General features: G+C 64.7%; 26 protein-coding genes. 17 read left to right on the top strand and 9 right to left on the bottom strand.

The features are described 5' to 3' along the window. The 3 genes from VFZ66_28070 to glp form a co-directional block, all read right to left on the bottom strand. Positions 1-632 (bottom strand): tRNA uridine-5-carboxymethylaminomethyl(34) synthesis GTPase MnmE (locus VFZ66_28070; GenBank protein HEX6293072.1); only part of this gene is annotated, 632 nt, incomplete at its 3' end. After that, complete coding sequence (locus tag VFZ66_28075; protein HEX6293073.1) at positions 619-1,020, bottom strand: hypothetical protein; 402 nt, start codon at positions 1,018-1,020, stop codon at positions 619-621. The genes VFZ66_28075 and VFZ66_28070, both read right to left, overlap by 14 nt. 115 nt (positions 1,021-1,135) lie before the next feature. Continuing rightward, on the bottom strand, positions 1,136-2,455 hold the full coding sequence (gene glp / locus VFZ66_28080; GenBank protein HEX6293074.1) for a gephyrin-like molybdotransferase Glp: 1,320 nt from the start codon (positions 2,453-2,455) through the stop codon (positions 1,136-1,138). Positions 2,456-2,793: 338 nt separating this feature from the next. Here glp and mraZ point away from each other — a divergent pair, with 338 nt between their 5' ends. The 17 genes from mraZ to ftsZ all read left to right on the top strand — a co-directional run bounded on the left by mraZ (position 2,794) and on the right by ftsZ (position 22,301). Next, positions 2,794-3,225: a division/cell wall cluster transcriptional repressor MraZ gene (gene mraZ / locus VFZ66_28085; protein ID HEX6293075.1), complete on the top strand. Its 432-nt coding sequence runs from the start codon at positions 2,794-2,796 to the stop codon at positions 3,223-3,225. 82 nt (positions 3,226-3,307) lie between these two features. After that, entirely contained in the window at positions 3,308-4,363 is a 1,056-nt protein-coding gene (gene rsmH, locus VFZ66_28090) for a 16S rRNA (cytosine(1402)-N(4))-methyltransferase RsmH (GenBank protein ID HEX6293076.1), read from the top strand. Between the two features lie 124 nt (positions 4,364-4,487). Next, positions 4,488-4,862 carry a hypothetical protein gene (locus VFZ66_28095; protein HEX6293077.1) on the top strand — a complete coding sequence of 125 codons (375 nt, stop codon included), beginning with the start codon at positions 4,488-4,490 and terminating at the stop codon, positions 4,860-4,862. A 60-nt stretch (positions 4,863-4,922) separates the two neighbouring features. Further along, complete coding sequence (locus VFZ66_28100) at positions 4,923-6,734, top strand: penicillin-binding transpeptidase domain-containing protein (GenBank protein HEX6293078.1); 1,812 nt, start codon at positions 4,923-4,925, stop codon at positions 6,732-6,734. 188 nt (positions 6,735-6,922) lie between these two features. Beyond that, complete coding sequence (gene murF, locus VFZ66_28105; GenBank protein HEX6293079.1) at positions 6,923-8,350, top strand: UDP-N-acetylmuramoyl-tripeptide--D-alanyl-D-alanine ligase; 1,428 nt, start codon at positions 6,923-6,925, stop codon at positions 8,348-8,350. 2 nt (positions 8,351-8,352) lie between these two features. Further along, positions 8,353-9,471: a phospho-N-acetylmuramoyl-pentapeptide-transferase gene (gene mraY / locus VFZ66_28110; GenBank protein ID HEX6293080.1), complete on the top strand. Its 1,119-nt coding sequence runs from the start codon at positions 8,353-8,355 to the stop codon at positions 9,469-9,471. Beyond that, on the top strand, positions 9,472-10,896 hold the full coding sequence (gene murD / locus VFZ66_28115; protein ID HEX6293081.1) for a UDP-N-acetylmuramoyl-L-alanine--D-glutamate ligase: 1,425 nt from the start codon (positions 9,472-9,474) through the stop codon (positions 10,894-10,896). Further along, on the top strand, positions 10,893-11,744 hold the full coding sequence (locus VFZ66_28120; GenBank protein HEX6293082.1) for a rhomboid family intramembrane serine protease: 852 nt from the start codon (positions 10,893-10,895) through the stop codon (positions 11,742-11,744). The genes murD and VFZ66_28120 overlap by 4 nt, the downstream gene beginning before the upstream one ends. 74 nt (positions 11,745-11,818) lie before the next feature. Beyond that, complete coding sequence (ftsW, locus tag VFZ66_28125; protein ID HEX6293083.1) at positions 11,819-13,234, top strand: putative lipid II flippase FtsW; 1,416 nt, start codon at positions 11,819-11,821, stop codon at positions 13,232-13,234. Continuing rightward, positions 13,119-14,288, top strand: coding sequence for a UDP-N-acetylglucosamine--N-acetylmuramyl-(pentapeptide) pyrophosphoryl-undecaprenol N-acetylglucosamine transferase (locus VFZ66_28130; GenBank protein HEX6293084.1), 1,170 nt, complete (start codon positions 13,119-13,121; stop codon positions 14,286-14,288). The genes ftsW and VFZ66_28130 overlap by 116 nt, the downstream gene beginning before the upstream one ends. Then, complete coding sequence (locus VFZ66_28135; protein ID HEX6293085.1) at positions 14,285-14,935, top strand: hypothetical protein; 651 nt, start codon at positions 14,285-14,287, stop codon at positions 14,933-14,935. The genes VFZ66_28130 and VFZ66_28135 overlap by 4 nt, the downstream gene beginning before the upstream one ends. Next, on the top strand, positions 14,932-16,308 hold the full coding sequence (gene murC / locus VFZ66_28140; protein ID HEX6293086.1) for a UDP-N-acetylmuramate--L-alanine ligase: 1,377 nt from the start codon (positions 14,932-14,934) through the stop codon (positions 16,306-16,308). Before VFZ66_28135 ends, murC begins: the two co-directional genes overlap by 4 nt. Positions 16,309-16,427: 119 nt before the next feature. Beyond that, positions 16,428-17,417, top strand: a complete 990-nt coding sequence (gene murB / locus VFZ66_28145) for a UDP-N-acetylmuramate dehydrogenase (protein ID HEX6293087.1) — start codon at positions 16,428-16,430, stop codon at positions 17,415-17,417. Beyond that, positions 17,414-18,589, top strand: a complete 1,176-nt coding sequence (locus VFZ66_28150; GenBank protein HEX6293088.1) for a D-alanine--D-alanine ligase family protein — start codon at positions 17,414-17,416, stop codon at positions 18,587-18,589. Before murB ends, VFZ66_28150 begins: the two co-directional genes overlap by 4 nt. Positions 18,590-18,677: 88 nt before the next feature. After that, positions 18,678-19,550: an FtsQ-type POTRA domain-containing protein gene (locus VFZ66_28155; protein HEX6293089.1), complete on the top strand. Its 873-nt coding sequence runs from the start codon at positions 18,678-18,680 to the stop codon at positions 19,548-19,550. Positions 19,551-19,811: 261 nt separating this feature from the next. After that, positions 19,812-21,059 carry a cell division protein FtsA gene (gene ftsA / locus VFZ66_28160; protein ID HEX6293090.1) on the top strand — a complete coding sequence of 416 codons (1,248 nt, stop codon included), beginning with the start codon at positions 19,812-19,814 and terminating at the stop codon, positions 21,057-21,059. A 78-nt stretch (positions 21,060-21,137) separates the two neighbouring features. Continuing rightward, positions 21,138-22,301, top strand: coding sequence for a cell division protein FtsZ (gene ftsZ / locus VFZ66_28165; protein HEX6293091.1), 1,164 nt, complete (start codon positions 21,138-21,140; stop codon positions 22,299-22,301). 105 nt (positions 22,302-22,406) lie between these two features. Here the strand turns inward: ftsZ and VFZ66_28170 are convergent, their stop codons facing one another. The 6 genes from VFZ66_28170 to ruvC form a co-directional block, all read right to left on the bottom strand. Continuing rightward, positions 22,407-23,219 (bottom strand): methylated-DNA--[protein]-cysteine S-methyltransferase, encoded by an 813-nt coding sequence (locus VFZ66_28170; GenBank protein ID HEX6293092.1) that lies wholly within the window; start codon positions 23,217-23,219, stop codon positions 22,407-22,409. Next, positions 23,219-23,812: a sigma-70 family RNA polymerase sigma factor gene (locus VFZ66_28175; protein HEX6293093.1), complete on the bottom strand. Its 594-nt coding sequence runs from the start codon at positions 23,810-23,812 to the stop codon at positions 23,219-23,221. The genes VFZ66_28170 and VFZ66_28175 overlap by 1 nt, the downstream gene beginning before the upstream one ends. Continuing rightward, positions 23,805-23,951 carry a hypothetical protein gene (locus VFZ66_28180; protein ID HEX6293094.1) on the bottom strand — a complete coding sequence of 49 codons (147 nt, stop codon included), beginning with the start codon at positions 23,949-23,951 and terminating at the stop codon, positions 23,805-23,807. Before VFZ66_28180 ends, VFZ66_28175 begins: the two co-directional genes overlap by 8 nt. Positions 23,952-24,013: 62 nt before the next feature. Continuing rightward, positions 24,014-24,265 carry a hypothetical protein gene (locus VFZ66_28185; protein HEX6293095.1) on the bottom strand — a complete coding sequence of 84 codons (252 nt, stop codon included), beginning with the start codon at positions 24,263-24,265 and terminating at the stop codon, positions 24,014-24,016. 204 nt (positions 24,266-24,469) lie between these two features. Further along, a complete protein-coding gene (locus VFZ66_28190) occupies positions 24,470-25,189 on the bottom strand; it encodes a hypothetical protein (protein HEX6293096.1) in 720 nt (239 codons plus the stop codon). Positions 25,190-25,233: 44 nt separating this feature from the next. After that, a complete protein-coding gene (gene ruvC / locus VFZ66_28195; GenBank protein ID HEX6293097.1) occupies positions 25,234-25,734 on the bottom strand; it encodes a crossover junction endodeoxyribonuclease RuvC in 501 nt (166 codons plus the stop codon). Between the last annotated feature and the right edge of the window lie 133 nt (positions 25,735-25,867).

The following is a 25,867-nucleotide window of genomic DNA, read 5'->3' on the forward strand; positions in this document are numbered from 1 at the left end:
CCCTGGTCCGCGCCCCGGTACAACTGCTCGACCTTCGCCAACGCCAATCGGAGCGGTTGCAGCACCTCTTGTTCGGGCACGTCGTCTTCGGGAAAGTCTACCAGCGCCGTCAGATAGGCCAGCGCGCCGATTAGCTCATCCCGCGCCGCGCGCACCTCCCGCGACAAACGCCCGCCAAGCTGGTCGAGCGCAAGCTGAAGGCCGGTCTGGGTCCGCGCCTGGATCAGATCGAGCGTTGCCTCGGCCTGTGCCAGATCGATCCGCCCGTTGAGAAAGGCGCGCAGCGTAAACTCTCCCGGCTCGGCCAGGCGCGCGCCAGCGCTCAGGGCCAGCTCAAGCGTCCGGCGCAGCGGCAGCGCGCCGCCGTGGCAGTGGATCTCGATCACATCCTCGCGGGTGTAAGAGCGCGGCGCTCTGAAGTAGACCGCCATCGCCTCATCCACCGTCCGGCCCGCGTCGTCCACGATGCGTCCGTAGCGCATCATCTGCGGCCTGTAGCTCGCGCTGCCGCGCATCGGCTTGAAGAGACGCTGCAACATGTCGAGCGCGTCGGGTCCGCTCAGCCGCACGATGCCCACGCCGCCCTCGCCCACGGGCGTGGCAATCGCCGCGATTGTGTCAGTGTAAAGCATAGGATTCGATCTGCTGAGGCCGCCCTTCGATCGCCCAGCCGCCGTATCCCTGGCCGGTCTGAGGCAATCCCTGGAGATGGCAAAAGCCGCAGGTCGGCGCGGCGGGGTGATTCATCGGCGGCGCGTTCTCGGCGCTGGCTGCCGTGGTGTGGCACGCGATGCAGCTCTCGGTGGGGACGGTAATGTCGTGGCCGGGCAGATTCTCGACATCCGGCCCGATCGCGGCGGCAATGCCCCAGGCCCACGCGAACAAGATCACCAGCGCCAGCAGCAGGTACATCGTGCGCATCGGCCAGCTCCGCATCAGCTTACGGTAGCGCGCGCGCGCCGCCTCGATGTCGAACTGCGGCGGCTCGTCCGGTGCCGGATGTGATGGTTGATTAGACATAATCTCTATCGGTTGTTTCGAGTTTCGAGTTCCAGATTCAACGTTTCGGGCTTAAAGTTTCCGTTGTTCTTTGTTCGCTTGTTCGTTTGTTCCCTTGTTCCTCAGACTGACGGCATCAACAACAATCCGCCCCGGCGTCCGCTACCTCGAAGGTCTGATCCGGCGCGACCTCAGGCCAGTGCAGCATCAACACCGGCAGTTGGCTGCCCGGCGCGACGTGGGTCATGCCTTCGGGGACGATCATCAGGCCGTCGGCGTGCATCATCGACGTGAGCACACCGCTGCCCTGCTCGCCCGTGAGATGCGCCACCCAGAGGGTACCCGATTCGCCATCGCGCTGCTCGAGCCGCACCCGCACGTACTGCCGCCGGTCGGCGCGATCGGTGAGCGAGCCGGTGAAGGTCGCGCGGATCACGGGCCGGACGTAGCCGTCGCGTCCCTGCATCTTGAGCAGCGCCGGACGCCCGAATAGCTCGAAGACGACCATTGCCGAGACGGGGTTGCCGGGCAGCCCCAGCAGCGGCACGTCCGCGATGTGTCCGAACGCCACGGGCTTGCCGGGCTTCATCTTGACGCGCCAGAACTCCATGTTTCCGCGCTGTTGCAGCACCTTTTTGACCACATCGTAATCGCCCACGGAGACGCCGCCGGAGGTCAGGAACAGATCCGCGCCCCAGGCCAGCGCCTCGTTCAGCCGATCGTTCAGTTCGGTCTCGGTGTCGCGCGCGATCGGCAGTTGCAGCGCCTCGCCGCCAGCCGCGATCACCTGGGCGGCGTTGGAGTAGCCGTTGGCGTTGCGGATCTGACCAGGGCCGGGCCGCTCGCTCACATCCACCAGCTCATCGCCGGTCGCCAGGATCGCCACCCGGGGCCGCCGATAAACGGGCACAGTCGCCGCTCCCACGGTCGCCAGCACGCCGATCTCCGCCGGACGGATCAGTGTGCCGCGCCGCGCCACGGCAGTACCAGCGCGAACGTCCTCGCCTGCCGCCCGCACGCTTGCCCCGACGGGCACGCGCTTGAAGACGCGCACGCGTCCCTGCTGATGCAGCGCGTCGGGCCGCCCCTCGTCCGTCTCCTCGAACGGCACGACCGTATCGGCCCGTGGCGGCATCGGCGCGCCGGTCATGATCCGAATTGCCGTGCCCGGCTCGACCGCCACGTCGGCGGTGCCGCCAGCCGGTACTTCGCCTAAAATTCGCAATATCACCGGCCTGTCGACGGCGGCGCTCTGCACGTCCGCTCCCAGCACGGCATAGCCATCCATCGCCGAGTTCGCAAAGGGCGGCACGTCGATGTCAGCGCTTACGTCTGCCGCCAGCACCCGGCCAAGCGCCTGCAACAGCGGCACCGTCTCGGCGGAAAGTGGGGAAAAGTGGCGCAATAGCTCTGCCCGCGCCTCCTCAACCGAGCGCAGCACGATCGTATCCGGCATACGTTGCTCCATCACCCGTCGATCTCCATGACAAATCCATGACACTTTTTCATAGTTCCTCGGTCATAGCAGCAGTATAGCAGTGGGCCGATCGTCCGACAAGGACACCTGGCGAGCAGCCGCGCCTGGAGCCGATTCTTTAAAGGGAATAGAACATATGTGTCAAACCTATTTTGTGAGATTGTTCATCAAATCCCTAAATTAGTACCGTTGGCTCTTGAAAATGGAGTATAGTGTGATATATAATCGCAAAGTAGGTGGGGAAAAGTGGGGAAAAGTGGGGAATAAGAACGAGTGTTCTAAAATCCCGGCTTTACAACGAAACGGGACAACGCCGTATGTTTCTTGGGGAATACGAACATAGCATTGACTCAAAGGGCCGCGTTGCCGTCCCGGCGAAATTCCGCACTCAGCTTGAGGGCGGTCTGGTCGTTACACGTGGCTTCGAGCGCTGCTTGCAAGTATATCCCATGGAACAATGGCAGGCGTTGTCAGAGCGCGTCAGCAGCCTGCCGCTTGGCTCGACCGAAGCGCGCCAGCTGCGCCGACTCTTATTCGCCAGCGCGTTCGACACTGAGGTCGACAAGCAGGGCCGCATTCTGCTACCGGCTGGCCTGCGCGAGTACGCGAGCATTGGCGATACGGCGGTAGTGGCGGGCATGAACAGCTACTTCGAGATCTGGTCGCAGGAGGCGTGGGAAGCCGCGATGGAAGATCTCGACGAGTCGGCCAGCGTGATCGCGGCGCAGATGGCGGAGATTGGGATTTAGGGACGAAAGAACAGGGGAAGAAGCGCGCAACTGGGAACGTGGAGCGGGGAACTCGAAACTTAACAGCTAGAAAGCTGGAGCTGTGACAGAATTCGCGCACATCCCGGTGTTGTTCGAGGCGACGCTCGACGGTCTGGATATTCGACCAGGCGGCACCTACATCGATGGGACGCTTGGCGGCGGCGGGCACACGGCAGGGATGTTGGAGCGCGGCGCGGGGCACGTCCTGGGGATCGATCGCGATCCGGCGGCGCTTCAGGCGGCAGCGGAGCGGCTACGGCACGTCGGAGAGCGACTGACGCTGGTCCACGGCAACTTTCGCGACGTTGGCAGGCTGGCGCGGGCGCAAGGCTTCGAGCAGGTCGACGGCGTGCTGCTCGACATCGGCGTCTCGTCGCCGCAGCTGGATGTTGGGGAGCGCGGCTTCTCATTCGCCCAGGATGCGCCGCTCGATATGCGGATGGACCCCACGCAGGGGGTCACGGCGGCGGATCTGGTCAATACCCTGCCTGAGGCAGAGCTGGCGGATGTGATCTACCGCTACGGCGAGGAGCGCGCATCGCGCCGGATTGCGAAGCGGATCGTGGAGCGGCGACGCAGCGGCCCGATTAACAGAACGACAGAGCTGGCGGAGCTGGTGGCGCGGGCGGTCGGCGGAAGGAAGGACGAGCGCATCCATCCCGCGACGCGCACGTTTCAGGCGCTACGCATCGCCGTGAACGACGAGCTGGAAGCGTTGGAGGAGGCGCTTCCCGCCGCGACAGAGCTTCTGGCGCTTGGTGGGCGGCTGGCGGTGATTACGTTTCACTCGCTGGAAGACCGCATCGTCAAAGAGTTCATGCGGCGCGAGTCGGCGGTGTGTCTGCTGCCGCCACGGCTGTTTGCGGAACAGTGCCCGCATCTGGTCGCGCGCGGCGCGGGGCCGCGTCCATGTATCTATATCGGCAGCCGTGATTGCGACTACGCGCCGCGACTGGAGCAGGTGACACACAAGCCTGTCGGGGCGACAGCCCAAGAAGTGAGCGCGAATCCGCGCAGCCGCAGCGCAAAGCTGCGCATCGGGCAGCGGATCGCAGGCGAAAGAACAAAAGAACAAAAGAACAAAGGAACAAAGCGAGAACCAAAAACCGAGAGCTAAGAACCAAACCGAGAACCGGGTGCCACGCGGGTGCCTGGCGCACAAAGGAAGTGGGCACGCGGAACCTGAAACCTGAAACTTGGAACCTGGAACCTGGAACAGAGAAGATAAAGGAGATCCTCGTATGGCGATTACACAACAACCTCTGCCACTGCACACCGCGCGCGTTCGCCGCACGCAATCGCCCGGCAGCTACATGAAGCTCGGAGACTCCGGGCTGATCGTGGGCGCGGTTGTGATTGTGTGTATCCTGAGCCTCCTCTTCCTGGCGCAGACGGGTCGGGTGGCGACGGCTGGCTACCATCTTCAGGAGTTGGAGCGCGAGCACACGCAGTTGCTCCACGAGGCCGAGCAGTACAAGTACCGTATCGCCACGGCCAGCCGCCTGGACACGATCGCGGATCGTGCGCAGAAGCTAGGGCTACGCCCGGCGACCAACGAGCAACTGCGCTACACCACGATCGAGCTGCCCGCCGTTCCTGTCGTCGCTTTCAACTAACAAGCCTTATGGCGTGCAGTAGGCGCTGCGGGCGCGTGCTGTACGCCACGGTGAGCAACTATGGCTCAGGTTTCTGCAACTCGACGTGCGGCGGTTCCGCGCTGGCGCATCAATATCATCCTGCTAGCGGTGTTCTTGATGGGCATTCTGACCGCGCGGCAGCTTGTCTTGATCCAGGTCTATCAAGAGCTGAGGGGCAAGCAGCTCGACGAGCTGGTGAGCGGCGAGCTGACGAAGCATGTCGTGTTGCAGCCCCGGCGCGGCACGATTACCGATCGCAACGGCGTGGCGCTGGCGATGAACGTCAACATGCCCAGCCTGTACGTCGATCCGACCAAGATCGCGGAGCCGGAGAAGATGGCGATCCTGCTCGCGCCGATCATCAGCCGCGAGGCGGCGGATCTGATTCCACTCCTGACCGACAAGCAGCGCGAGTGGGCACGGCTGGCCCGCTGGATCTCGCCTGAGGCCGCCGACCAGATCCGCAAGCTGGGCGACGACGGCGAGCTGCCGACCGGCCTGTTTTTGATCGACGAGGCCAAGCGTGTCTATCCGCAGGGCGAGTTCGCGTCGCGCATCGTCGGCGTCGCCAACTACGAGGGCACCGGCATCGCGGGCGTCGAGGCGTTCTACAACGACGAGATCAAGGGCATTACCGGCACGCTGCGCGCCGAGCAGGATCGCGACCAGCGACCGATCTGGATTGCGCCGACGCAGATCGTCGAGCCGCAGGACGGCATGGACGTGAAGCTGACGATCGATAGCACCGTGCAGAAGCTTGTCGAGGACGAGCTGCGGCGGGTGGTCGACGAGCAGCAGGCGGAGGGCGCGACGATCCTGGTGATGGAGCCGAGCACCGGCGAGATCCTGGGCATGGCGACTTGGCCGGTCTACGATCCGAACAAGTACACCGAGTACGAGCCGGAGAAGGTCAATCGCAACAACGCGCTGACCGATGTGTACGAGCCTGGCTCGACCTTCAAGGTGATCGTCACGGCGGTAGGCCTGCAAACCGGCGCATTCACGCCCGACACGACGGTGTACGACGGCGGCGTGATCGACCGCTACGGCTACTCGATCGGCAACTGGAACCGCGCGGGCAACGGCGCGCAGACGCCCGGCCAGATGTTGTACAACTCGTCCAACGTCGCGGCGCTCCAGTTCGGCGAGATGATCGGACGCGACAATTTCTATAAGTTCGTCAAGCTCTTCGGCTACGGCCAACTGACAGGCATCGATCTCGGCGGCGAGGGCATGGGCATCGTCAACTGGCCCGAAGATAATCCCGACAACTGGAGCGATCTGACACTCGGCCAGAACGCCTTCGGCCAGGGCATCGCCGTCACGCCGATCCAACACCTGACGGCCATCTCGGCGATTGCCAACGGCGGCACGCTGATGTGGCCGCACGTCGTCAAGGAAAAATGCCTGGGCACGCAGTGTACGCCGGTCAGGCCGCGCGTGGTGCGGCGAGTTGTCGACCAGGGCGTCACCGACGCGCTGCGCAGCATGATGACCAAAAACGCCGAGCACTACGCCAACCTGATCTGGGGTCCGAGCACCGGCAACTGGGCCGACCAGCCGCTGGTGCCGGGCTACCACGTCGCCGCCAAGACCGGCACGTCGCAGATCGCGGTCAATGGCGGCTACGACAACAACAGCGTGATCGGCTCGGTGATCGGCTTCGCGCCCAGCGACAATCCGCGCATCGCCGTGCTGGTCAAGATCGATCGACCGAAGCGCGCGCAGTGGGGCATCGAGGCGGCGATCCCGGTCTATCAGCGGATCGTCACCAAGCTGATGTCGCACTTGCGCATTCCGCCCGATCCGCATTACGTCGGTCCCGGCCAGGTGATCGGCGGGCCGCGATAGCGCCATGAGGCCGGGGGACGAACGTTCAAAGTTCGACAAACCCGACACCTGGAACTTGAAACTTGGAACTTGGGTCCTGGAGGCGTGACATAAGGTTGCTGTGAAATGCTGAACCCGTGCTACAATGCGGCGCGTATTTCGTCGGAGAGTCGAAGCCAGTGATCGCATTTGCAGACATGATTAAGAGTATGAACTTGCGAGGGAGCGTCGAGGAGGCGCTCCCGTCGCTACATGCGCAGCGCTCCTTCGCCAACGTCGTCATCGACTCGCGGCTGGTCGACGCGGGCGATCTGTTTGTTGCGCTGCCCGGCGAGCACGCCGACGGGCATCAGTTCGTCGCCGATGCGCTGCGCCGGGGTGCGTTTGGCGTGCTCGTGCGGCGCGACTGGGCGGCGGAGCATGTGCAGGCGCTCGATCAGTCGGTGGCGATCGTCGCCGACGGCGACTCGCTGGCGCTGGTGCAGCCCGACCAGCCGATCGTCTTTGCGGTCGCCGATCCGCTGGCGACCTTGCAGCGGCTGAGCGCACGGCACCGGCAGCACATGACCGTGGACGTGATCGGCATTACCGGCAGTGTCGGCAAGACCAGCACCAAAGAAGTGGCGGCTGCGGTGCTGCGGCAGCGCTTCAACACGCTCTACAGCGGCAAGTCCTACAACAACGAGATCGGCGTGCCGCTGACGCTGCTGCGGCTGGAGCCACAGCATCAGGTGGCCGTGATCGAGATGGGCACGTACGGTCCCGGCGAGATCGCGCTGCTCTGCGAGCTGGCGCGGCCCAAGTACGCGATCCTGACCAACGTCGGCGTGTCGCATCTGGAGCGCATGAAAACGCCCGATACCGTCGCCGTGGCAAAGCGCGAGCTGGTCGAGGCGCTGCCCGCCGATGGCGTGGCGATCCTCAACATCGACGACCAGCGCGTGCGGGCGATGGCGGAGCGCACATCGGCGCGCTCGTTCTTCTATGGGATTGATCCGCAGGCCGACCTGTGGGCCGATCAGATCGAAAGCCGGGGCCTGGACGGTCTGGCCTTCACGGTGCATTACGGCGGCGAGACGCGGCGGTTCGAGACGCCGATGCTAGGGCGTCACGCGATCTACATCGCGCTGCCGAGCATCGCGGCGGGGCTGCTGCTGGGCCTGAGCTGGGACGAGATCGCCGCCGGCCTGTGCGATGCAGGCGTCCAGGCGCGGATCGTGGTAGTGCCGGGCCTGAATGGCGCGACGATTCTGGACGATACCTATAATGCGTCGCCCGCGTCGTGCCGGGCGGCCCTGGATTTGCTGGCACAGGTACCAGGACGCCGCACCGCCGTCTTCGGCGACATGGCCGAGCTTGGCCCGATCGAGGAATCGGGGCATCGCGCGGTGGGCCGTGCCGCAGCAGCCGTCGTCGACCGTCTGGTGGTGGTCGGCAGCAAGGCGCGCTGGATCGGTGAGGCGGCGCAGGAAGGCCCGAACGCTCCAGAAGTCTTCTTTACGCGCTCCAACGGCGAGGCCGTGGAGCTGCTGCGTCCGCTGTTGAGCGCCGACGATGTGATCTTAGTCAAGGGAGCGCGTGTCGCGCAGACCGAAGAGATCGTCGACGAACTGCGCGCAGGTGAAAGAGTTCGCTAACTGTGGATGAGACATTACTCCGAACGATTGTGGTCAACGATGCCGCGCCGACGGTGCTCTTAGCCAGCGGTGCGTTTCTGATAACACTCTTTACCGGCGGCTACTGGGTTCGTTGGCTGCGGGCCAAGAAGATCGGCAAGCAGGTGCGGCTGGACGGGCCGCAGGCGCATCTGGCGAAGACGGGCACGCCCACGATGGGCGGGATCATGATTGTGATCAGCGCGGTCATCATCACCGTGCTCTTCAATCTCTACCGCCGCCCGTCGATGATCCTGCCGCTGTCGGTGCTGATCTCATACGCGATCCTGGGCGGCTTCGATGATTTTCTGACGCTGACCGGCTCGAAGTCGAAGACATTTGGCCTGACGGTGCGGCTCAAGTTTGTCTGGCAGACGCTGCTGGCGCTGATCGCGGCGCTGGCGATCTACTTACCAACCAGCTACTACGGCCTGGCGCACGGCGGCGCGGTGCAGATCCCGTTCGTCGGTCAGCGCGACATCGGCTACTGGTATATTCCGATCGCGGTCTTTGTGATCGTCGCGACCTCGAACGCGGTCAATATCACCGATGGCCTCGACAGTCTCGCGGCCTGGACGCTGACGATCGCCTTCGCGGCGTACGGCGTGATCTCGTTCGTGGCCTCGCCGCGCCTGGTCTATCTGCAAGCGTTCTGCTTTACGATGGTCGGCGCGAACGCGGCGTTTCTCTGGTACAACGCGCATCCGGCGCAGGTCTTTATGGGCGATACCGGCTCGCTGGCAATGGGCGCAGTGCTGGCGGTCGTCGCGCTGATGTCGCAGCACTGGCTGCTGCTGCCGCTGATCGGGATCATCTTTGTGGCCGAGGCGGCCTCGTCGGGGCTGCAAACGCTCTACTTCAAGTGGTCGCGGCGGCGGACCGGCACGGGCAAGCGGCTGTTCAAGATGTCGCCGCTGCACCATCATTTCGAGCTGCTGGGCTGGTCGGAGACACAGGTGATGCAGCGCTTCGTGCTGGTGGCGATGATTGCCGCGCTGGTCGGAATCTCGCTGGCGCTCACAACGCCGGAATCGCGCGGCGTGCCGCAGAGTAATGCGCGGATACTGGGCCAGGCCGGTATCTCGCTGATCTGGAAAGAGTAGATGGAGCTTCGAGGAAAACGCGCTTTAGTGATGGGCCTGGGCGTCCACGGCGGTGGGCTGGGCGTGACGCGCTTTTTAGCCGAGCAGGGCGCGCGCGTCACCGTCACCGATCTGCGCAGCGCCGAGCAGCTCGCGCCGACGCTGGAGCAGCTCAGGGACGTGTCCGTCGAGTATGTGCTGGGCCAGCATCGCGAGGCCGATTTTCGCAACACCGACATCGTGATCCGCAATCCGGGCGTGCCCCGCGAGTCGCCCTACTTGCAGATCGCGCGGGAGGCGGGCGCGGCGGTCGAGATGGAGATGACGCTCTTCTTTCGGCTGTGTCCCGCGCCGATCATCGGCATCACCGGCACCAAGGGCAAGACGACCACGACGCTGCTGACCGGCGCGATGCTCAAGCAGCAGTTTCCTGATACCGTCGTGGCCGGAAACCTGCGCGTGTCGGCGCTGGCACAGTTGCCCAGGATCGGGCCGCGCAGCCCGGTGGTGCTGGAGCTGTCGTCGTGGCAGTTGGAGGGCCTGGGCGAGGCCGGCCTCAGCCCGCGCTTTGCCTGCGTCACCAACATCTCCGCCGATCACCTGGATCGCTACCCGTCGATGGCGTCGTACATCGAGGCCAAGCGCCAGATCTTTTTGCATCAGGGCAGCGATGGCCTGGTGGTGCTCAACATGAACGACGCGACCGTCGCCGAGATGGCGAGCCGCGCGCCCGGCCACGTGGCCTGGTTTGCCGGTCACTACGGCGAGTTTGGCGAAGCCTTTGCGCGCAAGCACCCCCACGATCTGATGGTTGCCTGGAATAATCGCTTTTTGTTCTGGCAGGACAAGGACAGCACCGAGATCGTCGTCGGCAAGCCGGAGGTACAACTGCCGGGCAAGCATAACCTGCAAAACATCGCGGCGGCGACGGCCCTGGCGGTCGCCTGTGGCGTCAAGGCCGAGCATATTCGCACGGCGATCCAGCGCTTTAGCGGCGTGCCCGATCGGCTGGAGCTGGTGCGCGAGCTGCACGGCGTGCGCTACATCAACGATACAACGGCGACGACGCCGACGGCGGCGATCATGGCGCTGCGCAGCGTGGACGCGCCCAAGATCATGATCGTCGGGGGGGCGGATAAGCGGCTGGATTTCATGGAGCTTGCCCGTGTGCTGCTCAAACGGGCGAAGGCGGTGGTCCTGCTCAAGGGCGATGCGACGAACAAGCTGCTGGTAGCGCTGGACGCGGCCCGGCTGAACTTGCAAAGCCAGTGGTCGGAGCCGCTCGGCCCGTTCGATAACCTGCGCGCTGCGGTGGAGGCGGCGCAGGCCATGGCGGAGCCGGGCGATGCGGTGGTGCTCTCGCCGGGCTGCGCCAGCTTTGGCATGTTTAGAAATGAGTTCGATCGTGGCGAGCAATTTCGGCAGATCGTGCGGTCATTGTCATGAGTGAGCGGCGCGAGCCAGACGATCGCGATCTGCGCGAGATGCTGTCGCGGCTGGAGCAGGAGTTTCATGCGCGTCCGCAGCCGCCGGATGAGTCGCCCGCGCAGGTGCCGATCGTCGAGGAGGCGTACGGCGCTCCCCGGCGCGTGCGGCTGACGCTGCCGCTCTCACAGCCGCGTGTGGTCTATGTGCTGCTGGCAGTGAATGTGATCATGTATGGCGTGTCGTCGCTGCTGGGCAATCTCGTCGGCTGGAACGATGCGCTGCTGATCCTGGGCGCGAAGTACAACCCGTTGATCGACGCGGGCCAGTGGTGGCGCTTGCTCACGCCGATGGTCTTGCACGGCAGCCTGATGCATCTGCTGTTCAACTCGTGGGCGCTGTATGTGCTCGGCACCGAGGCGGAGCGGGTGTATGGCACGCCGCGCTTCCTGGCGATCTACGGACTGTCGGGCCTGGCTGGCAGCATCGCGAGCTACGTCTTCAATCCGGCGGTGCTCTCGGTGGGCGCGTCGGGGGCGATCTTTGGGCTGCTGGGCGCGCTCGCGGCGTTCTCGTACACATCGCGGACATTCATCGGCGCGGAGGCGTCGAAGATGCAGCTAGGGCAGATGGCGACGCTGGCGGCGATCAATCTGGCGTTCGGGTTTATCGTGCCCAACATCGACAACTCGGCGCATATCGGCGGGATGGTCATCGGCGGCGTGGCGGGCCTGGCGCTGTCGCCGCGCTACGTGATCGAGCGGCGCAGCTACATGCCGACGGTCGAGCGGCGCGATCAGCCGCTGGTCGGGTGGCTTGTCGCAGCCGTACTGCTGGCTGGATTAGTGCTCTGGTTCGTGTTTGGGTAGCGCCTGAGACAGGCTGTGGTTTTTTGCGATGGCGTGGCTTCGTTGGTAGCCGTTGTGTTGGGAGGAAGTTCTTTATGATCGATTCAAACCGCCGCCCACCCGATTACACGCTGCTGGCGCTGGTGCTGGGGCTGTCTGTGTTTGGCCTGGTGATGGTGTACAGCTCCAGCTTCTTTATTGCCGTCAACGAAGGTCACTCCCAGACGCACTACCTGATCCGGCAGTTGATGTGGATGACCGTCGGCGGCGCTGGCCTGCTGGTGGCGCAGCGGGTCGACTATCGGCTGTGGCGGCGGCTGGCGCTGCCGCTCTTCGGCACGACGGTCGGGCTGCTGATCCTGGTGCTGATGCTGCCGGAGAGCATGACGCGCGCCGGTGGTGCCGACCGCTGGATCAGGATCGGCGGCTTTCAGTTTCAGCCGACCGAGATCGCCAAGTTCGCGCTGATTGTGTATCTCGCGGCGTGGCTGATGGGCCGTGGCGATAAGCTGCGCTCGATGACGGTTGGCCTGATCCCGTTCGGCCTGATCGTCGGCCTGCTGGTCGGCATCATGTACGCGCAGCGCAACATGAGCTCGGCGGTGATGCTGACGCTGATCGCGGTGGCGGTCTACTTCGCGGCGGGCGCGAATCTGGTACATATCGGCGTCGGCATGGCGGGCGCGGGCAGCGTCGGCTGGGTGCTGATCCAATCGCTGGCGCACGCGAGCGCCCGTATCCAGGTCTTCCGCGATCCCTGGGCCGATCCGCGCGGCGGCGGCTTTCAGCCGATCCACTCGCTCTACGCGCTGGCGTCGGGTAGCTGGTTCGGGCGCGGGCTGGGCCAGGGACGGCAAAAGTTCTTGTGGCTGCCATCGGCTCACGCCGACGCGATCTTCAGCGTGATTGGCGAGGAGCTTGGGCTGATCGGCACGCTGACGGTGATGAGCGCGTTTCTGCTGCTGGCGTATCGCGGCTATCGCATCGCGGCGCGCTCGCAAGATCCGTTTGCCGCGCTGCTGGCGGTGGGCATTACCAGTTGGATTACGTTTCAAGCGTTTTTGAATATGGCGGTGGTGTCGTCGCTGATCCCGTTCACGGGTCAAACGCTGCCCTTTATCTCGGTCGGCGGTACGTCGCTCGCGATGTGTTTGTTCGCGATGGGCGTGCTGCTCAATATTTCAAAGCATGTCGATGATCAACGACCAGAACCAGTCGTCTCGCCCGTCGTCGAGCGTCCAGCCACAAGCGGGCCGCGCAAGCGACGAACGATCGGCCTCGTCCCGGCCTTCGCTGCTCTTGTGCGGCGGGGGAACCGGGGGCCACGTGTATCCGGCGCTCGCCGTAGCGTCAGCTTTGCCCGCACAAATGATCGCCAGGCTGTCGCCGTCACCGATCGCGGCTGGCGACGACTTAGCAGCAGCAGCCAGCGACAGCCGAAGCGTAGCGCAGCCAGGAAGCGCGACCGCAGCGGGTCCAGTCCCAGCGGCGGAACCTGGCGCAGCCGGTGAGTCTGCGCCGCCCTGGCGGCTCGTCTATGTCGGCTCGTTCGGCGGGATGGAGGAGGGGCTGGTGACGCGGGAGAGCACGCTACCATTTCGCGCGATCACGGCGGCGGCGGTGCGCGGTCGCGGGCCGCTGCAACTGGCGCGCAATAGCGCGCTGATCGCGCGCGGCATTCGCGAGGCGCGCGCGCTGATCCGGCAGGAGCGACCGGCGGCGATTCTGGGCACCGGCGGCTACGTCTGTATTCCGCTCTTCGTGGCGGCCCGGCAGCTTGGCGTGCCGACGATGATCTATCTGCCGGATATTGTGCCCGGCCTGGCGGTCAAGGTGCTGGCGCGGATCGCCAATCGCGTGGCCTGCTCGTTCGAGCCGTCGCTGGCGTATCTGCCGCGCGGCAAGACGATCATCACGGGCTATCCCGCACGCGAGGAGCTGTTTACGGTCGATCGCGCGGGCAGCAGGGCGGCCTTCGGCATCGCCGATGACCTGCCGGTGCTGTTCGTGTATGGCGGCAGCCGAGGCGCGCGCAGCATCAACCGGGCGATCGAGGCGCTGCTGCCCGATCTGCTGAGCCTGGCGCATATCATCCATGTCTGCGGTCGCGAGGGCGATGAAAGCTGGCTGCGCGCGGCGGCGGACCGGCTGCCGGCGGAGCTACAGGCGCGCTACCATCTGTTTCCGTATCTGCACGGCACGATGGTCCAGGCGTTCGGCGCGGCGGATCTGGCAATTGCGCGGTCGGGCGCTTCGACGCTGGCCGAGCTTCCGGCGGCACAGCTTCCGGCGGTGCTGGTGCCGTATCCGTACGTGCATCAGGACGAGAACGCCGATTATCTGGTGGCGCGCGGCGCGGCGGTCAAGGTGGCGGATAGCGCGATGCTCGGCGCGGGCAATCCCATCGACGGGCCGCTGTTCCGCGAGGTGCGGCGTCTGCTGACCGATCGGCAGGCGCGCGAGGAGATGGCGCGGCAGAGCGCGGCGCTGGCACGGCCCGATGCGGCGGCGTGTCTGGCCGATGAGGTGATCGATCTGGCGCTGCGGCAGGGGCATACGCGATGACACTTGTGTTCAACAGCTTCCAGGCCTTGCTGGTCCCGTTCATTGTGATCTTCGGGCTGATCGGGTTGCGACGCGGCTTCTGGCGCGAAGTGGGCATTACCGGGGGCATGGCGCTGGTGCTGCTGGGAACGGTCATCTTCCCGACGGCGCTGATCAACTTTATCAATCGGATCATCATCAATATTCCGCGCGTCTTTGGCCTGCTGCTGAACGTGGACGCGGAGGCGCTGCCGCCCGATCTGATCTTTGGCGATCCCGACAGCGGACGCTTCTTGCTGGCGCGCTTCGCGCTGTTTGTGCTCCTGGCGACGCTGGTCTATACCTCGCGCTACTCGTGGGCCTACGAGCTAGGGCGGGAAGGCCCCAGGCCACGCGCAACCCGGAGTGCCGGTCAGGCGCTCCTGGGCGGGGTCTTCGGCGCGATCACCGGGCTGCTCTGGTTCGTCGCGCTCAATAGCTTTCTGAACCAACTGCGGGCGCTGCGCAACGATCCGATCATTCCGCCGGAGGGCACGACGCTGACGATCCCGACGATCGAGGATCTGTCGCCGGTGGTCGCGTTCGTGCCGACGCTCGTGGCGATTCTGCTGATTATTCTGCTGGTGCTGGCGTTTCTGCGGCTGCCGAATATCTGGAGAGGGCCATGAGCCACTATCACGTGATCGGTAGCGCGGGCGCGGGCATGAGCGCCATCGCTCATATTTTGCTCGATCAGGGGCATCAGGTCAGCGGATGCGATCAGCAGGCCAACGCGCTGACCCGCGAGCTGGCCGAGCGCGGCGCGACGATGTACGTCGGCCATGCGGCGGAGCATCTGCGCGGCGTGGATCTGGTGGCGACCAGCTCGGCGCTGCGGTCGGAGCATCCCGAACTGATCGCGGCTCGTGAGCGTGGTATTCCGGTGCTGAAGCGCGCCGAGCTGTGGCACGAGTGGTCGCTGCACAAGCCGACGCTTGCCATCGCCGGGACTCACGGCAAGACGACGACGACGGCGATGTGCGCGGTGATCTTGAGCGAGCTAGGCGTCGATCCGGCGTATATCGTTCCGGCGGGCGGGCCGGTGCCGGGCTTGCAGCGCTTCGCGCGCTGGGGCGACGGCCCGTTTGTGATCGAGGCCGACGAGTACGATCGGCTGCTGCTTGGCCTGGTGCCACAGGTCGCAATCGTCACCAGCGTCGATTGGGATCATGTCGATATTTATCCGACGCGCGACTCGGTCGAGCAGACGTTTGGGCAGTTCGTGCGGCAGGTGCGCGGCGCGGTGATCGGCTGTGCGGACGATCCCGGCGTGGAGCGGGTGCGCGCATGTAGCCCGGCGCTTGAGGCCGTCTGGCAGAGCTATGGCTTTGTCGAGGCCGCCGCCTGGCGGGTGGCCGATGTGAGCCTTTCGGATGGCTGGACGCGCTTCATGCTGCGCACGCCGACGGGAGAGTCGCTGAGCGGGCGGCTGCGCGTGCCTGGCAGACACAACGTGCAGAACGCGGCGGCGGCGGTCGCGGCGGTGGCCCAGTTTGGTATCGCGCCACAGGATGCACTACGCGCACTTGAGGCGTTTCACGGCGCGGCGCGGCGCTTCGAGTGGAAGGGCGAGACGGCGGGCGTCACGGTGATCGACGATTACGCGCACAATCCGGCCAAGGTGCGCGCGACGCTTCACGCGGCGCGGATGCGCTATCCCGACCGGCGGCTGGTGATCTATTTTCAGCCGCATACCTTCAGCCGGACGGCGGCGCTGCTGCACGATTTCGCGGACTCGTTCGGCGATGCCGATGTGGTGCTGATCGGCGATATTTACCCGTCACGGGAGCACGCGACCGATTTTCCGGGCATCGACGCGACGTATCTCGCGCTGCATGTGCGTCATCCAGCCGTCACGGCGTCCGGCGATCTGGCACAGTCGGCGCGCGACCTGCTGGCGCTGCTTCATCCCGGCGATGTGCTGCTGACGCTCGGCGCGGGCGATGGCTATCAGGTTGGCGAGCGGATATTGACGGAGCTGGAAGAACAAAGGGGCCGCTAGGCCGGGGTGTGGGGAGTCCCCACCATTTCTTCTCTTTTCCGTGTGTTGTGGTAGGAAGAACAAAGGAACAAACAAGGGAACAAGGGGAAACCCTGAACTTGAAACTGGGAATATGTATTTTGAACCGTGAACTGAACAAACTAGAGCTGCTTGAGCACGAGCCGCTGGCGCGCTACACATCGTGGCGGATCGGAGGTCCGGCGCGCTACTTTGCCAACGCCGCCAGCGCCGACGATCTGCGCGATCTGATGCAGTGGGCGCAGGCCGAGTCGCTCCCGGTATTCATCCTGGGCGGCGGCACGAATATCCTGGTCGCTGATGGAGGCTATCCCGGCCTGGTGATCCGCAACCGCGCGGCCCAGTCGCGCATCGAGGAGCGCGGCGATGATGTCCGGCTCTGGATCGAGTCGGGCGCGCCGACGGCAGGCACGGCGCGGCGGCTTGCGGCGCAGGGCTACGGTGGCCTGGTCTGGGCCGAGGGCTTGCCCGGCACGATCGGCGGCGCGATCTTCGGCAACGCGGGCTGCTACGGCGACGATATGGCCCACGATCTGATCCGCGCCTGGCTGCTGCGCGACGGCAATGTCGAGGAGTGGTCGGCAGCGCAGTTCGAGTATGGCTATCGCAGCAGCGCGCTGAAGCGGGCGCAGGCCCTCACCCTTAGCCCCAGCCCCACGCTCAGGCGGGCCTCTGCCGTCGCGGCGATGGGAGAGGAGAGGCAGGGTCGGGCCGAGGGCCTTGTGCTCCCAACAGTGATCCTTGCGGCGGAGATCCGCCTGTTTCGCGACGATCCGGCGCGGCTGTCCGCCGAGATGGCGGCGATTGCCGAGTCGCGCAAGAGCAAAACGCCCGCTGGCTCGTCGTGCGGCTCCGTCTTCAAGAATCCGGAGGGCACGACCGCCGGGAAGCTGCTGGATCAGGCGCGATTGAAAGGCACTCGTGTCGGCGGCGCGATCGTCTCCGACAAGCACGCGAACTATATTGTGAATCTCGGCGGCGCGACCGCCAGCGACGTGCTGCGGCTGACGGAGATCATGCGCGAGCGCGTGCTGGCCGAGTTTGGCGTCGCGATGGAGCTTGAGGTCCAGGTGGTGGGGGAACAGGTATGACCAGAAAACCGCGTGTCGGCGTGGTCTTTGGCGGGCGCAACAGCGAGCACGAGGTTTCGCTGAAGTCGGCGCGCTCGGTCATGGAGGCGCTCGACCAGGATAGATATGAGATTGTGCCGATCGGCATCGACAAACAGGGCCGCTGGATGGTCGGCGGCGATCCCCTGCTGGCGCTGGAACAGGCCGCCGATCTCCGGCTGCTGACCCGCGATCCGCTGCCGGGTGTCGTGCAATCGACGCTGCCGCTGCATACCAGCAGCGGTCGGCTGCCCGACGAAAGCGCGCATGTCGAGCCGTCCTACGCGGCGCAGGCGGAAGCGCCGCTCGCGCCCCGTGGCGCGGACGCGGCTGAGCCGACGCCGATCCAGCAGCTCGATGTGATCGTGCCGGTGCTGCACGGCATGTACGGCGAGGACGGCGCGCTCCAGGGCTTGCTCGAAATCGCGGATGTGCCCTACGTCGGCTGCGGCGTGCTGGCGGCGTCCGTCGGCATGGACAAGGGCGTGATGAAAGCGGCATTCGCGGCGGCTGGCCTGCCCCAGGTGCCTTATCTGCTGGTGCGTCGCCGCGACTGGGAGCGCGAGCGCGAGGCCGTGCTCGATCAGGTCGAGGCAACCTTGCGCTATCCCGTCTTCACCAAGCCCGCGAATGCCGGATCAAGCGTGGGCGTGAGCAAGTGCCGCAGCCGCGCCGATCTGGCGGCGGGGCTGGATCTGGCCGCAGAGCACGATCGCCGCCTGATCGTCGAGCAGGGCGTGAATCCGCGCGAGCTTGAGGTGGCCGTGCTGGGCAACGACGACCCGCAGGCGTCGGTCGTCGGCGAGATCATCCCCGCCAACGAGTGGTACGACTACGCCGACAAGTACCTGGAAGGCCGCACCCAATATCTGATCCCGGCTCCGATCGACGCGGCGACCTCCGATCGCGTCCGGCGGATGGCGGTCGATGCGTTCAGGGCGATCGACGGCGCGGGCCTGGCTCGTGTCGACTTCCTGCTCGACAAAGATAGCGGCGCGGTCTATCTCAACGAGGTCAATACGTTCCCAGGCTTCACCTCGGGCTCGATGTATCCCAAGCTCTGGGAAGCAACCGGCCTGCCTTATCCTAAGCTGCTGGACCGGCTGATCGAGCTGGCGCTGGAGCGGCACGCTGATCGAAGAACGCGGGAGTAGAACAAGCAAACAAAGAACAAAGAACAAAGAGGTAGATGGTTTATTTGTTCTTTGTTCCGTTGTTCTTTGTTCTTCCGAAGGATAACCAGTGGCGAACGTAGCAGAAAAACGTCGTGAGGCAGAAAAACGTCGCGAGGCTTCGCAGGCCCGGCCCGGTGTGCGGCGGGTGCTGCTGTGGAGCATCCGCAGCGGCAAGCTGCTGGCGCTGATCGTGCTTGGCGTGGCGGGCTGGCTGCTCTACGATGCCCTGACCTCGCCGGGCTACGTCGTGCGGACGGTGGTGGCGCGCGGCACGATGGCGCTCTCCAACGATGACGTTCAGGCGCTCGCCGCCGTACAGGGCCAGTCGATCTGGCTGGTCCGCGATGCCGAGATCGAGTCGCGCATTCGGCAGAGTCCCTATGTCGAGCGCGCCAGGGTGCAGGTGCTCCTGCCCGATACGGTCGTGGTGCAGGTGACGGAGCGCCGCCCTGAGGTGCGCTGGACGCATAACGGGATTCCCTATGCCGTCACCTGGGATGGCCTGGTGCTGGCGGGCCAGCCGCCCAGCAGCAGCACTGAGACGGCCAGGAGCGAGGGCATCGGCGGCTCCGCGACGCTCTCGCAGACCGATGCGCTTTCGGGGACGGAGACGGCGCCCGGACCGGCGTTTGTCAGCAGCGTTGCGATCGTGGATACCACGCCGAACCGCGAGCTGAAGCCGGGCGATAAAGTCGATCCCGATGCGCTCGAAGTCGCCCGCCGCGTCACGCTGCGCGCTGCCGAGCTGCCGGTGCCGTTTCAGCGCATCGAGTGGGACGCGGGCCTGGGCGTGTCGCTGATCGTGGGCGACAACAAACAGGCGATCATCGGCAAAAGCGAGCGGCTGGACGAAAAGCTGGCGATCTTGATCCACCTGCTGCGCGAGAATACGGCCTTCTCGGTCGTCGATCTGCGGACGACGACGCCGTACTACCGCTGAGGCGTATCCAGGCCGATGTTTAAGCGTTTAGATAGACGTACAGACGATCGTAAAGCATTTAGTACTGTCAGGAGCATACCAACTGTTTAGCGTTGATTAGGAATTTCGTCAGCACTTCCTGTAATCTTGGAGTAACAAACAGTTCGTTGCATGGCACGATCGTCTATCGTATAATCGTGGATAAGTTGATGGCTGGCTTTACAGTTAAAATTACAAATGCTTTCCGACCATCAGCCACCTTAACTGCCGAAAGGATGAACTATGAATCGCACTGTCGTCGGCATTGACGTTGGAACCACCAAAATCTGCACCATGGTGGCCGAGGTCCGCCCCGATAGTCGGATTAACGTCCTGGGCGTTGGGCTGACACCCTCCAAGGGTCTTGATAAAGGGGTCGTCGTCAACATCGACGATGCGGTCAATGCGATTGCCACATCGGTCGAAAAGGCGGAGCGCCTGAGCGGCTACCGCATCGGCACGGCCTACGTCGGCATTGCCGGAAAGCACGTCCAGTCGCTCAACAGCCGTGGTGTCGTCGCGATCTCACGGCCCGACCATGAGATTACCACGATGGATGTCTCGCGGGCGGTCGAGTCGGCCCAGGCGGTGGCAATCCCGACGCAGCGCGAGATAATTCATGTGATCCCACGTGCCTATATCGTCGACGGCCACGAGAACATTCGCGATCCTGTCGGCATGTCGGGCTACCGCCTTGAGGTCGAGACGCATATCGTCACCGGCGAGGTCATGGCGATCCAAAATCTGATCAAGAGCGTCGAGCGCGCTGGTGTGATCATCGACGATCTGGTCTTGCAGCCATTGGCGAGCGGCGAGGCCGTGCTGACGGCGGAGGACAAAGATCGCGGCGTGGTGCTGGTCGACATCGGCGGCGGCACGACCGACATCGCGATCTTTATCCAGGGCGGCATCTGGCACAGCGTGGTGATCCCGGTCGGCGGCAACCACCTGACCAACGATATTGTGTATGTGCTGCACACGCCGCACAACACGGCGGAGTATCTCAAGCTCAAGTACGGCTCCGCAATCGCGAAAGAGCCTGAGGAGGGCGAGGAGGATCTGATCAAGACCGAGTCGTTCGCGCCGGGCGAGCACCAGGAGATCAGCCGCTACTATCTCAACCAGATTATCCAGGCGCGCGCTGAGCAGATTGTCGAGCTGATCGCCGCCGAGATTCGGCGATCGGGCTATGAGGGCCTGCTGCCTGCCGGGATCGTCCTCACGGGCGGCTCGTCGCAGCTTCCCGGCTTCGATGAGCTGGTACGCGAGATGTTAGGCATGCCGGTGCGGATCGGCACTCCGTCGAATCTCACCGGACTCTCCGACGCGGTCGACTCGCCGCCGTACGCGACGGGCGTCGGCCTCGTCAAATGGGGTATGACGAATGGGCTGCGACAGCCCGGCGGCTCGCTGACGTTGCCGCGCGAGCCCGGCAACTGGCGCAATGTCTATGATCGTTTCAAAGGTTGGCTAAAAGAATTTTTACCCTAGTGCAGCGGGCAGTGGACAGCGTGGAGGGTCGCGACGACTCTGTACGCTGCTCACTTCCCACTGCGAGCGGAGGCAGGTATGGATGGGCGGAACTTTGAGCTGTTGGGTACCGGCCAGGCGATGATCAAAGTGGTCGGCACGGGCGGCGGCGGATCGAATGCCGTCGACCGGATGATCGAGATGGGCGTGCAGGGCGTTGACTTTATCACCGTCAACACCGACGCGCAGGCGCTGATGCATTCCAAAGCGCCGACCCGCATCCAGATCGGCGATAAGCTGACCAAGGGCCTGGGATCGGGCGGCAATCCGGTGATCGGCCAGAAATCAGCCGAGGAGACGACCGAGGAGCTGTACGAAGAGCTGAAAGGCTCCGATATGGTCTTTATCACCGCCGGTATGGGCGGCGGCACCGGCACCGGCTCGTCGCCGGTGATCGCCAGCATCGCTCAGGAGCTTGGCGCGCTGACGGTCGGCGTCGTGACGCGGCCCTTCACCTTCGAGGGCGCGCATCGCCGCAAAGTCGCCGAGCAGGGCATCGAGCAGCTCAAGCCCGTCGTCGATACGCTGATCGTGATCCCGAACGATCGTCTGTTGCAGATCACCAGCCGCAACACGTCGATGCTGGAGGCGTTCCGCATGGCCGACGATGTGCTGCGCCAGGGCATTCAGGGCATCTCCGATCTGATCATGCAGCCCGGCCTGATCAACCTGGACTTCGCCGACGTGAAGGCGATCATGACCCAGGCGGGCTCGGCCCTGATGGCGATCGGACGCGGCTCCGGCGATAACCGCATGGTCGACGCGGCCAACATGGCGATCTCGTCGCCGCTGCTTGAGCTGTCGATCGACGGCGCGAAGGGCGTGCTCTTCAACGTGTCGGGCGGCGAGGACATGGGCATTCAGGAGTTGAACGAGGCCGCAGACATCATCGCCCGCGCCGCCGATCCCGACGCCAACATCATCTTCGGCGCGACGATCGACCCGAACATGCGCGACGAGGTCAAGATTACGCTGATCGCGACCGGCTTTGATAGCGTGCCGCGCAACGTGCAGCGCTCGCGCTCGTTCCCCAACGTCGCCAGCAACGTGCTGCCGAGCCAGCCGCCGCATCAGCAGCAGCCCGCCTATCAGCAGCGCCAGCAGCCGCAGCCGCCAGCGCCGCAGCAGCGACCGCAGCCGTCGTTCAACAACGTCTCGGACGATCTGGACATTCCACCGTTCCTGCGCAACCGTCGCCGCTAACTCGATCGTCTGCAATCCCAAACACAAGAGGCTGGACGCACACTCCAGCCTCTTTGTTATGGCAGTATGCCCTTCGATCCCCATCGGCGAGGATCGTCGATCGCGCTACGCGCCAATCGCGGGGCGGCACGTCTGGCACGGACGATAGCCTGCGGCGGTCGCCTCTTTGTCGGAGTGGAACGGCACAAGCTTCTGAGCATCGGCGCGATGATGCATCCCCCCGCACGTTGGAAAACAAAACGTGTGCTCGGCCTCGTCGCCGAAGTAGCGCACGCCGGAGCGCGCCAGCCGCTCCAGCAGATCGGGATCGGCACCTTCGACCGTCAGCAGCTTATGCTTGTTCTCGCTGCCGAAAATGTAGTGGCCGATCCGCCCATCGCTGCGCACCACGCGATGACACGGGATCAGCAGCGGAACCGGGTTGTGTCCCAGCGCCGAGCCAACGGCGCGCACCGCCTTGGGTCGTCCGATCTCACGCGCCACCCAGTGGTAGGGCCGTACCTCGCCGCGCGGAATCTCCAGCGCCTTGAGCAGCACGGCGCGCTCGAACTCGGTGAGCTGGCGCAGATCGAAGCGCAGATCCGGGCGCGGCACGCCGCTCAGTTGCTCGTTGAGCGCCTCCGCCATCTCCGCTGGTAGCGTATCGACCGCATGAATCGAGCGCTGAAACCGATCGCGAAAGGCGGCCTCGAACATGGCCGCATCCTCGGCGTGGAGCACGGCGGAAATCCCACGCTCGTTGTAGGCCACGAAGAGCGGCCCGATCGGCGTGTCGAGGAAGGCGTACGCATCGCCCAGGCCCAGCCGGATCAGCACGCCCGGCAGCAGCGAGCCGGGTGCTGTCGCGGCCTCAAGCTGGCGCAGGCTGCGGACGAATTGGCGCGCTTCGGCGAGTGAGCTGTGATCGTGTGGGGCCATCAATCCACCTCATGCATCTGTTGTTCTAAGGCCACGCGGAGCAGCCGCGTTCCGCGATGGACGTTTGCTTTGATCGTTCCCACGGGCTGGCTCAGCAGCTCGGCCAGCTCGCCGTAGCCAAAGCCTTCGACGTGCCGCAGCACCACGGCGATACGGTAGCGCTCCGGCAGCGCTGCTACCAGCGCGCTCAGCTCGTGCTCGCGCTCGGAGCGCTCCAGCGCCACATCGGGTAGCTCGTGATCGTCGGCTAGCTCACCCTCCCGATCCTCTCCTACGTCGTCCAGCGGCACGAGCTTGAGCTGGCGACCGCGCACGCGGTTGCGAAAGACGTTCAGCGCGATCTGATACAGCCACGGGCGGAGCGCCAGCGTCGCTACCCGCTCCGGCGCGTAGCCCGCCAGCGCCCGGTACGCGCGCACGAAGGCATCCTGCGCGATCTCTTCGGCATCCTGCGGGCTGTGCGTGAGCCGCAGTGCGAACGCATACAGCCGATCCTGAAACGTCAGCACCAGGCGCTCGAAGCAGCTATCCAGATCGGCGGCCAGCGCCGCCTGGAGATCGGCGATCTGCGGATCGACATGCCGATCACTCACCATGAACACCTCGCCAGCGCTGCCACTCTGTATCGGGCCTGGCAACCTCGATGCTGCTGTCGATACCCCAGCGCAGAGCGGCAAGATCGAAGGCAATCAGCCCGATCAGCAGCACGGCCAGGATCATTATCGCGACCATTGTACCCTCCCCGGATGTTTCCGGCAGCCTCGTGCCCAACCAAGGCCGCTCCTGCCCTCGATTCATCGCCCACGCGGCACGCCGATGCCGGCATCGTACGCATCTCCACACCATTCCAGCGGTGTGTAGCGGGCCTGAATACGCGCGCCCCATGTGCTAAGCCGCCGCCCAAACCAGACCAGCACCGGACCGTAAGATCGCGGCGTCGGCTGGCGCTGCGCCAGAACGATCCGCAGCACGTGCTGTCGCTCCGCTTCGTGCAGCAGATCCCTTTGTCGTTCTTGCACAAGCCAGTCGTTGTTCCAGTGCCACATGACTGCCTCCTCGTTCGCATCCCGCGTCGGCCTGACCAGGAGAGTCGAAGGAGCGCTGTGCCGTGAGCCTCGTCGATCGAGCCGCTTCGATCTCTCTATCTCCTGAAACACAGGTTATGCGATTTTGGTTGCAATCTGGGGGGAGTTCCAAGTTTCAAGATCAGGGATCGGGGATCGGGGAGTTCAAACCGGAGGGCGCCCGGTTCATTGTTCTTCTGTCGGCTCAAGCCGGATCGCAAGCTTGGCGAGCACCGCCTGGGCTAGCTCGAAGGCAGCCGCTGGGATCGTCCACGCCTCGGCCTTGTCGTAGGAGAGTAGCCTGAGGACTTCTTGATGTGGTGGCGGGAGGAGCGCCTGACGCTGTGGGATCAGGTACACATCTTCTCGCGTGTGGTAGCGCAGCACTACAGGCTGCTCCTGGGCGATCTGCCCGTAGGCATGGAGCAGCGCGTCGGCTTCTTTGGCGGGCAGGAAGTTGATCTGGTCGCCGCTGGTGAGCGCGGCAATGTAATAATCCGCGTGGCCGCGTCCTTTCCGCCGCCGCACCGCCGCGCCCGATCGCAGCCAGACGGCGGGCTTGCCGCCGTGATCGACGACCGGCACGTCGCACCAGTGGAGCTGCGCGCGCTCGAAGGTTGCGATGTGCTCTTTGGGATGGCTCAGCAGCCGCAGGCCCGCAGCGCCAAGCGGCGGCACCGGCTGGACTCCGCGCAGCGCCGCGACGCGATCGGCCAGCGTGCGGACGTTGAATCCCCGCCCGCGCAGCCGCGCGATCAGCCCGTCGCGCCGCCAGGTGACAAGCTCGAAGAACTTGCCGACGGTGACGCCTTCGCCCTTCAGGAAGGGCCGCAGCTTGCCGTTGTTGATGATAAAGCGATCGGGACGAATTTCGTCGAGATCCGGTGGTTGCCAGGGTGCTGACATAGCTCTATCGGACGCGCCAGGCGAGAGATCTCGCGCGCTCCCGATCATCCCTCCTCTCGATAGCGCTCCAGAATCGGGCCGGTGTAGGCGTGGCAGATCGCAATCGCCAGCGCGTCGGCGGCGTCGTCCGGCTTGGGGATCGTATCCAGCCCCAGCGTGAGCCGCACCATATCCTGCATCTGTTTTTTGTCGGCGTGCCCGTACCCGGCGACAGCCTGCTTGATTGCCATCGGGCGGTACTCCTGAATCGGAATGCTGGCATCGGCCAGCGCCAGCAGCGCGATCCCGCGCGCGTGGCCCACCGCCAGCGCGGTTGTCACGTTTTTGGAGAAGAATAGCTCCTCAATGCCCGCAGTCTCTGGCCGGTACTGCTCCATCAGCGCCACCAGGCCCCGGTGGAGCAGTTGGAGCCGCTGCGGCAGCGCCAGCTCCTTGGGCGTGGTCAGCGCGCCATAGTCCACACAGCGCAGCCCGCCCTGCCCATCTTCTTCGACGATGCCCCAGCCCATGATCGCGGTGCCGGGATCGATACCTAGTGTACGCATAGACAATTAAGAACAACGGAACAAAGAACAAAGAACAGATGGCAGCCGAGATACCGTTGCCAATCCGATGTTCGATGGAAACAAAGCATAAACAGGAGGTTGACCTTGCTTGCCCTTTGCTCGTTCCTCTCCT

The sequence above is a fragment of the Herpetosiphonaceae bacterium genome, assembly GCA_036374795.1.
Taxonomy (GTDB): domain Bacteria; phylum Chloroflexota; class Chloroflexia; order Chloroflexales; family Kallotenuaceae; genus LB3-1.

Bases quoted from the DNA above. Each gene is read 5' to 3' on its own strand.
- ftsZ (HEX6293091.1), top strand. From the start codon at position 21,138: ATGGATGGGCGGAACTTTGAGCTGTTGGGTACCGGCCAGGCGATGATC.
- VFZ66_28075 (HEX6293073.1), bottom strand. From the start codon at position 1,020: ATGTCTAATCAACCATCACATCCGGCACCGGACGAGCCGCCGCAGTTC.
- mraZ (HEX6293075.1), top strand. From the start codon at position 2,794: ATGTTTCTTGGGGAATACGAACATAGCATTGACTCAAAGGGCCGCGTT.
- murC (HEX6293086.1), top strand. From the start codon at position 14,932: ATGAGCCACTATCACGTGATCGGTAGCGCGGGCGCGGGCATGAGCGCC.
- ruvC (HEX6293097.1), bottom strand. From the start codon at position 25,734: ATGCGTACACTAGGTATCGATCCCGGCACCGCGATCATGGGCTGGGGC.
- murF (HEX6293079.1), top strand. From the start codon at position 6,923: ATGAACTTGCGAGGGAGCGTCGAGGAGGCGCTCCCGTCGCTACATGCG.
- glp (HEX6293074.1), bottom strand. From the start codon at position 2,455: ATGCCGGATACGATCGTGCTGCGCTCGGTTGAGGAGGCGCGGGCAGAG.
- VFZ66_28170 (HEX6293092.1), bottom strand. From the start codon at position 23,219: ATGGCCCCACACGATCACAGCTCACTCGCCGAAGCGCGCCAATTCGTC.
- VFZ66_28185 (HEX6293095.1), bottom strand. From the start codon at position 24,265: ATGTGGCACTGGAACAACGACTGGCTTGTGCAAGAACGACAAAGGGAT.
- murD (HEX6293081.1), top strand. From the start codon at position 9,472: ATGGAGCTTCGAGGAAAACGCGCTTTAGTGATGGGCCTGGGCGTCCAC.
- VFZ66_28095 (HEX6293077.1), top strand. From the start codon at position 4,488: ATGGCGATTACACAACAACCTCTGCCACTGCACACCGCGCGCGTTCGC.
- VFZ66_28180 (HEX6293094.1), bottom strand. From the start codon at position 23,951: ATGGTCGCGATAATGATCCTGGCCGTGCTGCTGATCGGGCTGATTGCC.
- VFZ66_28190 (HEX6293096.1), bottom strand. From the start codon at position 25,189: ATGTCAGCACCCTGGCAACCACCGGATCTCGACGAAATTCGTCCCGAT.
- VFZ66_28120 (HEX6293082.1), top strand. From the start codon at position 10,893: ATGAGTGAGCGGCGCGAGCCAGACGATCGCGATCTGCGCGAGATGCTG.
- VFZ66_28150 (HEX6293088.1), top strand. From the start codon at position 17,414: ATGACCAGAAAACCGCGTGTCGGCGTGGTCTTTGGCGGGCGCAACAGC.
- VFZ66_28100 (HEX6293078.1), top strand. From the start codon at position 4,923: ATGGCTCAGGTTTCTGCAACTCGACGTGCGGCGGTTCCGCGCTGGCGC.
- VFZ66_28135 (HEX6293085.1), top strand. From the start codon at position 14,285: ATGACACTTGTGTTCAACAGCTTCCAGGCCTTGCTGGTCCCGTTCATT.
- ftsA (HEX6293090.1), top strand. From the start codon at position 19,812: ATGAATCGCACTGTCGTCGGCATTGACGTTGGAACCACCAAAATCTGC.
- ftsW (HEX6293083.1), top strand. From the start codon at position 11,819: ATGATCGATTCAAACCGCCGCCCACCCGATTACACGCTGCTGGCGCTG.